The sequence below is a fragment of the Frankia sp. CoBUL1 genome (genome assembly GCF_978021245.1).
In genome coordinates this window covers 1696-12164 of sequence record NZ_CDXDOS010000097.1, presented here as the reverse complement: position 1 = coordinate 12164, position 10469 = coordinate 1696, and the positions used below count along the sequence as shown (strand labels likewise).

Sequence of the window (10469 nt, the reverse complement as noted above, 5' to 3'; positions counted from 1 at the left end):
CCCCCACCCAACGTCAACCCACCGCCATCGGCACCGTCACCGCCGCCCCGCGCCCCACCCGTGGGCATCGAGAGCGCCGTTCAACACCGGGCAGCGAGCTGGTCGCGTCGGGTGCTGGCGAGGACGTCGATGACCTGGCCATGCTGGTCAACGGCCCGGTACAGATACGTCCACCGGCCCGCGACCTTCACGTACGTCTCACCGACGAACCACCTGTCCCCGGGCCGGTGCCGACACGGACGAGCCGCCTCGACCAGCAAGGGCGTGAAGCGCCGCACCCACCGGTAGACCGTGACGTGATCAACGTCGAGGCCGTGTTCGGCGAGCGGCTCCTCGACATCCCGGTAGGACAGGGCGTATCGTAGGTGCCAGCGGACAGCGATGATGATCACCTCGGGTGGGGGCCGAAACCCCGCGAACTCCGATGTCGGGACCGGTGGACAGGCACACCGTCGACGCATCACTCGATCATGACCGATCGGCGGCCGCGGGACAGCGGACTCCGTCGATGCAACAGAGCCCCTACGAGGGCATCGCGATCCGGGTCGCCCAGCGGATCATGGCCATGGCCGCTGGGCTCTGGCACAACCACAAGACCGGCGCGCCCGTGATCCGCTCAGTGATCGCCTACGATCACTGACCCTCAGGAATCACTCGTCTAGCCCTCAGGAATCACTCGTCTAGGACCACACGCGGGGCCCGCTTGCCACGGGACAGCCGAACGTCGCTCGGCGCGCGGCGGCTGGATCGGCTGGATACAGTCTGACGATGCTGATCATTGAGGTTGAGCTGCCATGATGGGACGGACCCACGCCCTGAGCGGGGCGGTGGTCTGGCTGGCCGTCGCACCCCTGCTGTCCCGGGAGCAGTGGTTGGGCCCGCACGCGGTGTCCTTGTCCTCGTCCCAGGTGATCGCCGGCGCGGTGGTATCCGCGGGCGCGGCGCTTCTGCCCGACATCGACCATCCCCACGGTCGGATCGCCAACACCTTCGGGCCGGTCACCCGGGTTATGTGCAGGTGGATCAGCAGGGCCGCCGGTGGCCACCGGCACGCCACCCACTCGATCCTCTTCGCGCTCGGCATGGGTGTGGCCATGGGCCTGCTGGCTGCCCGTTTCGAGTATGGGTGGTGGGCCGCGTTGTTCGTCCTCGTGGGCTTCGGGTTACGTGGGCTCGGCCTGGACTTCGAGAAGCACGAGCACTGGTCGTCCGTTATGGACTGCGTGACCGCCGGGGTCGCTGTCTTTCTCATGCACGGCATTGACATGAGCTTCGCCGGCTACGCGGTCACCCTGGGCTGTCTCGCCCACCTGGCCGGGGACTGCCTGACCCCGCGCGGCTGCCCTCTTCTCTGGCCGGTCACCTGGCGGATGGAGACAGTCCTGGTTCCCCGGACGGACGGCAGGATCGAACACTGGGTCGTCGTTCCGCTTCTCGCGGTCGCCGCGGTAATCCTGACCGTGCGAGTCGTGACGGGCGACGCCGTGTCCCACTGGTTCACCGCCGGTTGAGACACCCGGTGCCGCCCCGCGAACACCGGCTGGGCGGCGCCAGCGTAGGCGGTGTGCCCGCTGGGGTATTTCGGGGTGCGCCGGTGGCGGTGTCGTAGTGCCGTGGTGTCGCAGTGCTGTGACGTCGTAGCCGGCCTCGGCCTGACCCACCGCCGGTCATCACGGTCATCGCTGGCCGGGGTCGGATGATGCCGGATCCGGTCCGGTGTCCACCGTCGGTCGGGACCGTCGTCGGTGCAGGTCCAGGCAGACGCGCACGTAGGCAACGACCACGATCAGCGCGGCCAGCGAGCGGACGAGCCAGGTGAGATCGTCCGGGTAGAGGACGCCCGCAAGGTAATGATCGATGAAACCGCCCTGGTAGGCCGGTTGACCATCGAGCCGTCGCAGATACTTCTCCAGCGGGGTCAGCGGACAGGTGAACCCGATCGTGATGATCGTTACGCCCCAGATGACGGCGGGCACATGCAGCCAGAGCAGCCAACGCCGCCGCCGGACCAGCAGCCCACCGAAGATGATGAACGCGATCCCGAGCAGGTGGGCCACCACGACGAGGTCGGCGAGAATGTCGTACGTCATCGCTGCTCCCTGTGGGCCACGGTACGCCGACCGCGCGGGATCATCTCGGCCCGGACCGCCGGAACCCGGGCATACGGTGGAGAGGTGAATGCCGTGAACCCCGCGAATGCTATCGACCGGGTGGACGCCGTCGACGGGGTGGACGGCGGCCCGGTCCCGGGCCCGGTGACCTGGCCTGAGATCCTGCTGCGCCTCGACGACGATCTTGTCGACTACGAGGTTGCCATGGCACGGATGCGGGTGATGGTGCGGGAACGGATCGACGGCGTGCGGCCGGACACGCTGTGGTTCCTGTCGCATCCGCCGGTCTACACCGTCGGCAAGCGGACCCCGCCCGAGCACCGCCCGCTCGCGGGGCTGGGCATCCCGGTTCACGAGACCAACCGGGGTGGGCTGCTGACGTACCACGCCCCCGGCCAGCTGGTGGGCTACGTGATGTGTCATATCGGCGCGATGAACGCGGTGGTGCCGTTCCTGCGGCTGTTGGAGGCCCGGTTGGTGGACACGGTCGAGGCGCTCGGCATTCCGGCCGAGCGGCGGGACACCCCGCCCGGCTCCGTCGAGCTCACGGGCGTCTGGACCCGCCGGACCAACCGGAAGATCGCGTCCATCGGCCTGCGGTGCACGCGCAAGGTGACCAGCCACGGATTCGCGCTCAACGTCGACTGCGACATGCGGCCATGGACCTGGGCGACGCCCTGCGGCATGCCCGAGGTGGAGATGACCTCCGTGCAGCGGGAGCTGACCGACGCGGGGCGCGCCGTCCCGAGAATGGCCGAGGTCCGCGAGATCACCGCCGAGATGCTCGGCGCACGCAACGCCCCGCACCCCCCGGCGCCGAACCTGAGCTCGGGGGATCTGGGCACGGGGACCCGAGCCGGTCGAACCTGAGTGCGGGGGACCCGAGCCGGTCGAACCTGAGTGCGGGGGACCCGAGCCGGTCGAACCTGAGTTCGGGGGACCTGAGTTCGGGGGACCTGAGTACGGTCGGTGGCCCCTGGACCGTTATTTCCTCCCCTGAATTCGGCGGCCCCACGACGAGTGCGCGATCGGCGGCCTGGTAAGTCGGGATCAGGCCGACCGGGCCGACCGGGCCGGCGGGGAGACATCCACGGAACCCTCACTAAAGTAGCCGTCCAGAACGGACGGCACGGACGGGGAGGATCGGGGAGAACCGTGGTAGGCCATGCGGGACTGGTCGTCGCCGGCCGTTACCGACTCCAGGACCGCCTCGGGGCTGGCGGGATGGGGGCCGTCTGGCGGGCGACCGACCAGATGCTGCGGGTCGACGTCGCGCTCAAGGAAGTCTCGATCCCCGTCGACTCGACGCCGGGGGAGTGGACCGAACGGATCGCCCGCGCACGGCGGGAAGGGATGAACGCCGCCCGCCTTCGGGGTCACCCCGGGATCGTCAGCGTCCATGACGTGGTCGAGGACGGCGGGCTGCCGTGGATCGTCATGGACCTCATCATCCCGGCTCGGTCGGTAGCGGACCGGCTGCGGGGATCGGGCGGGCTACGGCCAGATGAGACAGCGTCGATTGGAGCGGCGGTCGCCGATGCCCTCGCCTTCGCCCACGCGAAGGGCGTCGTTCATCGCGACATCAAACCGGGCAACATCCTGCTGGCGGAGAGTGGCCGGGCACTCGTCACCGACTTCGGTATCGCCGCGCACAACGACGACAGTCGGATGACCGCCGCCGGAGTGGTCGGCACCATCGCCTATGTCGCTCCCGAACGGCTCGGCGGTCAGCCCGCGGACGGGCGTAGTGACGTGTTCTCCCTGGGAGTCACCCTTTACCAGATGGTGGAGGGGAGGTTACCGTTCCAGGCCGACACGACCGCCGGGCTGCTCAGCGCGATCCTGTTCGAACCGCCGCGCCCGACCGTGCTCGCCGGTCCACTTCGGCCGGTGCTGGATGCGATGCTCGAGAAGGACCCGGTAGTCCGGCTGGATGCCGCGGCTGCCGCGCGCGCCCTCGCCTCCCTCGCGGCCGGGGGACCGGCATCACCGGTACCATCGCCGGCACAGGTACCGACACCGCCGTTGCCGCGGGTACCTACGGTCTCGCGACCGGCAACGGCCCTGCTGCCGCCTGTCGGCGAGCCGGAGGCAGGCGGTTCGCGGTGGCCCGACTCCGGGACGCCTGGGGCGCCTGGGACGCTCGGGGCGCCTGGCCGTCCCTCAGGACGGGTGTGGCTCGTGGCCGGGACGTTGACAGCCGTCCTCGCGATCCTGGCCGGGGTGTTCCTCGCCCGCGGTGGTGTCGGCGCCCATCCGGGCAACGGGTCCCTGACCGGCACCGCGTCCGCGACGGTGGCCGCGACCGGACCGGAAGACGGCGTCCCGAGGGTATCGCCGTCCGCGGCCGCGAGCGGTGCGGGGAGTGGTGCCGCGAGCGGTGCGGGGAGCGGGGCGCGAACGAGTTCGGCCACTGCAGCAGGCTCCCCCCGACCGTCCCAGGAGCTCACCGTCGTGCCCTCCTTCTCCGCAGCCGCGCCCGGGGTGTCGCAGTACAGCGCCGACTATTACGCAACTCTCACCAGAAGCCGGCAGGACGGCTTCCTGCTGCGGGTCGGATTCGACGCGACCGGCCGTAGCGACCTGCGGGATCCGCGGACATCCTGCGTGCTGGTCTCGTCGGGTTCTCGCGAGCTCCGGCTGTTTCCCGTCCAGGCCGACGTGCCGGTGAGCTCCTCCGGACGGTACTCCGGAACACTGACGTTCTCGCTCGCGCTGCCGGGGAGCTACCGTTTCCGCTACTCGTGCCAGGCGGACTACTCGGCTGTGCTCCTCGGCACGGTGACGATGCCGTCGGTGGCGGTGAGCGTTTACGACGACAACTACTTCGTGAACGTGCTGGAGGTACGCGTCGGAGCCGGTCGGACGGTCGTGTTGTTCGCCGCAGCGGGAGCGGCGGACCTCCGGGTGCCGGTTACGTCGTGCCTTCGGTTGGAAAGCGGGATCCGTAGGCCTGTCGTGGAGCTGAAGACCTCGCGGAAGTCGCCGACGGGGGCGACGTACATCGGAACGATGCGGTTCGAGGGGACCCCGCCGGCTACCCTCGTCTATTCCTGCTCCGATTACTCGCCCGTCAACCTGTGACGGCCTTTGGGCCTTCGGGCCGGCAGGCTTGTCGCAGACCCGTCTTCGAACGTGTGTTTGGTAGTGTCGAAGCATGGAGATCGCGGCGTTCCAGGCCTCGTTGCTCGATGACGCCCCGGCGGTCGAGGTCGGTCCACTCGGGACGTCCGTCCGACGAGTCGGGCTCGCGCGGGGTGCGTGGGTCGATGTGCGGCCCCGCTGGATCGTTGGAGCCGACGTGCTCTTCGAGCGGCTGCGCGATCGTGTCCCCTGGCGGGCGGAGCAGCGGACGATGTACGACAGGGTCGTCGACATTCCCCGGCTGCTCGCCTTCTACGACGAGCGTGCGTCGCTGCCCGATCCGGCGCTCGGCGCGGCGAAGCGGGTCCTCGACGAGCACTATGCGGCCGAGCTGGGCGAGGGCTTCGCCACCGCCGGGCTGTGCCTGTATCGCGACGGGCGTGACAGCGTGGCCTGGCATGGCGATCGCGTCGGGCCGGGTGGGTTCCGCGACACCATGGTCGCGATCGCCGTTCTGGGTGCCCCGCGGGCGTTGCTGCTGCGGCCGCGGGGCGGGGGCGGCCCGACGATCCGGCACGACCTTGGCCACGGCGACCTGCTCGTGATGGGAGGCAGTTGCCAGCGCACGTGGGACCATGCCGTGCCCAAGACGGCGCGGCCGGTCGGGCCGCGGATCAGTGTTCAGTTCCGCCCGCGCGGCGTGCGCTGAGCTGGACCGTTCCCGCTTCGGTGGACCTCGCTCGGGCGTACGGGAAGAAGGCCCGGCGGGCGGCCCTGGCCCGGTACGGTCTCGATCGTTTCCTGCGGGACTGGGACGAGGTGCTCGCGCAGGTCACGGACTGAGCTCCGACATCTGGTTTATCCACATGATTGCAAGGAAATGTCTTTCACATGACGGGTAAACCGGAGCTGCCCGGCGAGTCGGGCGAGCCCGGCGAGCCATTGGACAGGTTCGTGCTGCCGCTCAGCCCGATCGCGCCCCGGCAGGCCCGGGTCCGGCTGGCCGCGGGCCTCGCCGGCACCGGCTTCGCGGCGGAGCTGACCGAGATCGTCGTGCTGCTCGCCAGCGAACTGGTCACCAACGCCGTCGTGCACGGCCGCGGTGAGCCGGTTCTGGAGATCCGGACAACCGACCACCAGGTGTGGGTCGGCGTCCAGGATCCGGACAGCCGCCTCCCGCAGGTGCAGCAGGTCGACACCGACTCGCTCGGCGGGCGGGGCATGCACCTGGTGGCCGAGCTCGCTGAGACCTGGGGCGCCGACGTCATCCCCGGCGACGGGAAGGTCGTCTGGTTCCGGCTGCGTCGGGAGAGCCCCGCCGTCGATGGTTGACCGCCGTCGATAGTTGACCGCCGCCACTGCGGCCGAGCGCGCCGGGGCTTACCTGACGGCGGGGCTTACCTGACGGCCTCGGGCAGGACGGGGGTGGGCGGGCCGAGAAGGAAGCCCTGGCCGTAGGGGATCGCGGTCTCCCGGGTGGCTTGGAGCTCGGCCGCGGTCTCGATGCCCTCGGCGACCACGCTGCCTCCGATCTCCTTGGCGACGTGCACCAGCCCGGCGGCCACGGCCCGCCGGGCCGGGTCGGTGTCGATGCCCTGGGTCAGGCAGCAGTCCATCTTGATGATCTCCGGTCGCAGCCGGACGAGCTGTTCCAGCCCGGCATAGCCGGTACCCACGTCGTCGGCGGCGATGCGGACGCCGAGCCGGCGCAGGTGCTCGATGTCGCGGTTGATTGCCGGAGTGTCGCCGATCCGTTCGTGCTCGGTGATCTCCACGAGGATGCGTTCGGCATCCTCGTTCATGATCATATCCACCAGGCCGGCCGAGAGGGTCGTCGCCGAGACGTTAATCGCGAGGATCATGTGCGTCGGCAGCCGGGGCAGCACGGCGAGCGCGCGTCGGACCGCGGCGAGTTCGAGATCGACGTTGAGGCCGACGGAGCCTGCCGCGGTGAACCACTGTGACGGGCTGCGGGCGTAGTCCGAGAACCGGGACAGCGCCTCCACTCCGATGATCTTTCCGTGTTCGAGGTCGAGCACCGGCTGGAAGGCGAGCGCGGGCCCCCCGCCGTCGATCACATGGCTGACGTCGCGCCAGACGCGGCTGCGGACCTCCCACATCCGGTGCAGGTCGGTCACGGAATCGCCGAGGATCTCCGCGATCATCCGCAGGAACCGGCCGTCGCGCGGCCGCAGGTGCGGATGCGGCCCGTGCCCGAGACAGCCGGCCAGGCCGTAGACGATGCCGTCGCTGTCGACCAGCGGCACGGCGGCGTAGGCCCCCACGTCGAGTTCGTCGACGACGGGCAGTCGCAGGATGCGCGGATCGGCTCGGGTGTCCGGGATGACGGTGGGAAACTCACCGGACAGGACGCGTCCGAACAGGGCGCTCTCGCGCCGAACGGTGGAGCCCGGGGCCAGCTGGAACGACGCGCCGTCCCCGTTGATGACCTGCACGACGAGGACGTCCGCCTCGATGCGACCGAGCCAGGCAAGATCCATGCCCAGATGGCGGCGCAGTATCCCCAGTAGCTCCACCACCGCCGTCGCCGGCTCGGGAACCTCGGCCTTCGGCCCGAGCACCGAGGCGGGGGTCGGACGGACCGACATCCGTACCACCTCCTCTCCTGGTGTTCCCTCGGGTTTTCCGCGCACACCCTGGTCGGCACCGAGATCTGTTACCGTTTCGTGACCGATATTGGGTTCTTCGTGAACGATATCGACCTGGTCATGAACGATATTGACCTGTTCATGACCGGCGTCCGCCACTGCCGGGAGATCCATCCACGGTCTCCCGTCTGTCTCCCCTCGCGCCCGTTGGCTCTTCGTGTTGTAGTAGACACGGGGTCGGGACGGATGCCTGCTCGGCGAGCGAGGATGCTCGGAGGGGAGGCGGTGTCGCGTGGCGGACATCGTGGTCGGGATCGACGGATCGACAGATGCCGAGCGCGCGCTGCGGTGGGCCGTGCGCGCGGGGCGTCGCTGTAGCGCGCGGGTGCGTGCCGTGCTCGTCTGGGCCGCGGCCGGCCCGTTCTGCACGCGGGTGAAGCCGCCGCCCGCCACCTCACCGGAGCATCCCCGCTGGACGGCCCAGTGGATGCTGCACGACGTCGTCAACCGGGTCCGCGAGGCCCAGCCCGACGCCTGGATCGTCGAGCGGACCGTGTACGGGAACCCGGTGGACACGATACTGACCGAGTCGGAGGGCGCGGTCATGCTCGTCCTCGGTGCCCGCGGCCGTGACCGGCCGCGCCGCCTGCCTGCCGGTTCGGTCAGCATGGCGTGCGTGTACGGGGCGTCGGCGCCGGTGGTCGTGGTCCACGGCAGGTCGGCGGAGCCGGCCGAGAGCGGGCCCGTCGTCGTCGGGGTGGACGGGTCCGCCTGCTCGTTGGCCGCGCTGCGGTGGGCCGCCCAGGAGGCGGCGCTGCGCCGGGCGTCGCTGCGCATCCTGCACGCCTGGGCGCCGCTGTCACCGGAGTGCGTTGTCCGGCTGGGACTCTGCGGTGCCAGGTCCGCCGGCGCGGTACCCACGGTGGGCGCCGGGGCCGTTCGTGCCGGGCCGGCTGGTGCGGCGTCGGCCGGGGCGGGGCTCGGCGACACGGATCCGGGCGGGACCGGATCTATCCGGACGGACCCGGGCGAAACGGGCTTCGCTCCGGGATTCGCCGGCCGTGGAGTTCGGGGCACGGCATCGGGGGGCACGGTACTCGATGATCGTCCAGGATTTGGTGACCCGGAGCCCGCCGATGCGGCGCTCGGCGGGTCGGCGCTCGGTGGTCCCGCGTTCGGTGCGACGGGATCCGGCGGAACGGCCCTCGTCGACGCCGCCCTCGAAGGCGCCGCGCGGGCCGTGCTGGACGAGGCGGTGCGCGTGGGTCTGCCCGAGCCGGGTGATCTCGATGTGCGCACGGACCTGATCCGCGGAGCGGCCGCGTCCAGCCTGCTGCGGGCCGCGGCGGGGGCGCAGCTCCTGGTCATCGGAGCCCGGGGCCGCGGCGGATTTGCCGAGCTGCTGCTGGGCTCCATCAGTTCACAGTGTGTGACACACGCCCAGTGCGCGGTCGCGGTCATCCGCACGCCCGGCAGTACGACGTGTAGTGATTAGCGCGACGTGTGGTGACTCCACCGCGGCGGACCTTCGACCCGGTGTGCGTCCCTTTCCCTCGGGTCGTGGGCTCTTGGGCCGCGAGCCGCGAGCTTTCGGGTCGTGGGCCGAGATCGACCGACCGTCAGCGCATGACTGAACAGGAGATCAGCGACATCGTCACCGTCATGGGCGACATCGTCACGGTCCTCGCTGAGGCCGACCCAGCTGACAAGGCCGAGATCTACACCCAGCTCGGGCTCCAGCTGATCTACGAGCCGGGAACCCACCGAGTGACCGCCGAAGCCCAGCCTCAAGAGATCATGTACGAACGAGAGTGTCCGAGGGGGGATTCGGCCACTACGCACACGCCCTTAACCAGCGCAGGCGTATACCGGTTGCCCGGCGAGCGGGCGACCGGTAACAGCCCGCGTGCCGGCCCTGCGTCACCGCCGCGCCGAACACTCATGCGCCCCCGGGATCCTGCCGGCCGGCTTGCCCGGCAACGCCCGGCAGACGCCGCTACAACCGGCCGAGATCGATCTTGACCGGGAAAGGTGCGGCAGCATCGACGGCGCCCGTGAAGACCTCAGTGCCACGGTACGTTCCGGTCGCCGGGTCGAGGACGTAGGTATAGACGACCGGGACGCCGGCGGGGGGCTGCTCGACCCGCCAGTAGTACGAGATTCCAGCCTTCGCATACTGCTCGGCCTTGACAATCCGGTCGGTCGTCTCAGAGCCCGGCGAGACCACCTCGACGACGAGCAGAAGATGCTCGGGACGGGCCGGCATGATGTCGATCGTGTCGGTGCGGTACACGGCCACGTCCGGACGCCGATTCGTCAACGGCACGTCCTGAAGCCGAACATCGACGCCGAAGTCCGCGTTCCAGCCCGGCCCGGCAGCAGCCTCCAACGCGACCGCGAGGATCTTGACCGGCCGGTTGTGGCGCTTGGACGCGCTGGGGCTCACAACGACCATCCCGTCCACGATCTCGATGCCCGCGCACTGCTCCTCGGACCAGGAGTCGTATTCCTCCGCCGTGATCTGCTGGTGCATCCAGGCGGGAGCGGTCATCCCCGCAGCGATGGCGCACCTCCTTCAGATGATCCAACAGACCTGATCCCCGCCGAACCAGCGTAGCGCCGTACCCTCTGCGTCTCGGCCTCCCGCGGCAGCCCACCCGCACCC

General features: G+C 70.0%; 9 protein-coding genes and 2 pseudogenes. 7 read left to right on the top strand and 4 right to left on the bottom strand.

Annotation, left to right across the window (positions count from 1 at the left end):
• Positions 1-86: 86 nt before the first annotated feature.
• Positions 87-461 (bottom strand): annotated as a pseudogene (locus AC08OX_RS09425) (IS6 family transposase); the annotation flags it as partial.
• A 65-nt stretch (positions 462-526) separates the two neighbouring features.
• Here AC08OX_RS09425 and AC08OX_RS09420 point away from each other — a divergent pair.
• Together AC08OX_RS09420 and AC08OX_RS09415 are read left to right on the top strand one after the other, a co-directional pair.
• Positions 527-640: pseudogene (locus tag AC08OX_RS09420) on the top strand (IS982 family transposase); the annotation flags it as partial.
• 157 nt (positions 641-797) lie between these two features.
• On the top strand, positions 798-1511 hold the full coding sequence (locus AC08OX_RS09415; protein WP_476607456.1) for a metal-dependent hydrolase: 714 nt from the start codon (positions 798-800) through the stop codon (positions 1509-1511).
• 165 nt (positions 1512-1676) lie between these two features.
• Here AC08OX_RS09415 and AC08OX_RS09410 read toward each other — a convergent pair whose 3' ends face one another.
• Positions 1677-2090: a DUF2784 domain-containing protein gene (locus AC08OX_RS09410; protein ID WP_011436553.1), complete on the bottom strand. Its 414-nt coding sequence runs from the start codon at positions 2088-2090 to the stop codon at positions 1677-1679.
• A gap of 93 nt (positions 2091-2183) precedes the next feature.
• On the opposite strand from AC08OX_RS09410, the gene lipB reads away from it, so the two are divergent.
• The 4 genes from lipB to AC08OX_RS09390 all read left to right on the top strand — a co-directional run bounded on the left by lipB (position 2184) and on the right by AC08OX_RS09390 (position 6527).
• Positions 2184-2981, top strand: coding sequence for a lipoyl(octanoyl) transferase LipB (gene lipB / locus AC08OX_RS09405; protein ID WP_476607455.1), 798 nt, complete (start codon positions 2184-2186; stop codon positions 2979-2981).
• A 285-nt stretch (positions 2982-3266) separates the two neighbouring features.
• Positions 3267-5195 carry a serine/threonine-protein kinase gene (locus AC08OX_RS09400; RefSeq protein WP_476607454.1) on the top strand — a complete coding sequence of 643 codons (1929 nt, stop codon included), beginning with the start codon at positions 3267-3269 and terminating at the stop codon, positions 5193-5195.
• A 73-nt stretch (positions 5196-5268) separates the two neighbouring features.
• Complete coding sequence (locus tag AC08OX_RS09395; protein ID WP_476607453.1) at positions 5269-5904, top strand: alpha-ketoglutarate-dependent dioxygenase AlkB; 636 nt, start codon at positions 5269-5271, stop codon at positions 5902-5904.
• Between the two features lie 182 nt (positions 5905-6086).
• On the top strand, positions 6087-6527 hold the full coding sequence (locus AC08OX_RS09390; RefSeq protein ID WP_476607452.1) for an ATP-binding protein: 441 nt from the start codon (positions 6087-6089) through the stop codon (positions 6525-6527).
• Between the two features lie 65 nt (positions 6528-6592).
• On the opposite strand, the gene AC08OX_RS09385 is transcribed toward AC08OX_RS09390, so the two are convergent.
• Positions 6593-7804 carry a sensor domain-containing phosphodiesterase gene (locus AC08OX_RS09385; RefSeq protein ID WP_476607451.1) on the bottom strand — a complete coding sequence of 404 codons (1212 nt, stop codon included), beginning with the start codon at positions 7802-7804 and terminating at the stop codon, positions 6593-6595.
• Between the two features lie 292 nt (positions 7805-8096).
• Between AC08OX_RS09385 and AC08OX_RS09380 the strand changes: the two genes are divergently transcribed.
• Complete coding sequence (locus AC08OX_RS09380; RefSeq protein ID WP_476607450.1) at positions 8097-9299, top strand: universal stress protein; 1203 nt, start codon at positions 8097-8099, stop codon at positions 9297-9299.
• A 501-nt stretch (positions 9300-9800) separates the two neighbouring features.
• Here the strand turns inward: AC08OX_RS09380 and AC08OX_RS09375 are convergent.
• Positions 9801-10355, bottom strand: a complete 555-nt coding sequence (locus tag AC08OX_RS09375) for a Uma2 family endonuclease (RefSeq protein ID WP_476607449.1) — start codon at positions 10353-10355, stop codon at positions 9801-9803.
• Positions 10356-10469 lie beyond the last annotated feature (114 nt).

Bases quoted from the DNA above. Each gene is read 5' to 3' on its own strand.
- AC08OX_RS09415 (WP_476607456.1), top strand. From the start codon at position 798: ATGGGACGGACCCACGCCCTGAGCGGGGCGGTGGTCTGGCTGGCCGTC.
- AC08OX_RS09385 (WP_476607451.1), bottom strand. From the start codon at position 7,804: ATGTCGGTCCGTCCGACCCCCGCCTCGGTGCTCGGGCCGAAGGCCGAG.
- AC08OX_RS09375 (WP_476607449.1), bottom strand. From the start codon at position 10,355: ATGACCGCTCCCGCCTGGATGCACCAGCAGATCACGGCGGAGGAATAC.
- AC08OX_RS09390 (WP_476607452.1), top strand. From the start codon at position 6,087: ATGACGGGTAAACCGGAGCTGCCCGGCGAGTCGGGCGAGCCCGGCGAG.
- AC08OX_RS09395 (WP_476607453.1), top strand. From the start codon at position 5,269: ATGGAGATCGCGGCGTTCCAGGCCTCGTTGCTCGATGACGCCCCGGCG.
- AC08OX_RS09410 (WP_011436553.1), bottom strand. From the start codon at position 2,090: ATGACGTACGACATTCTCGCCGACCTCGTCGTGGTGGCCCACCTGCTC.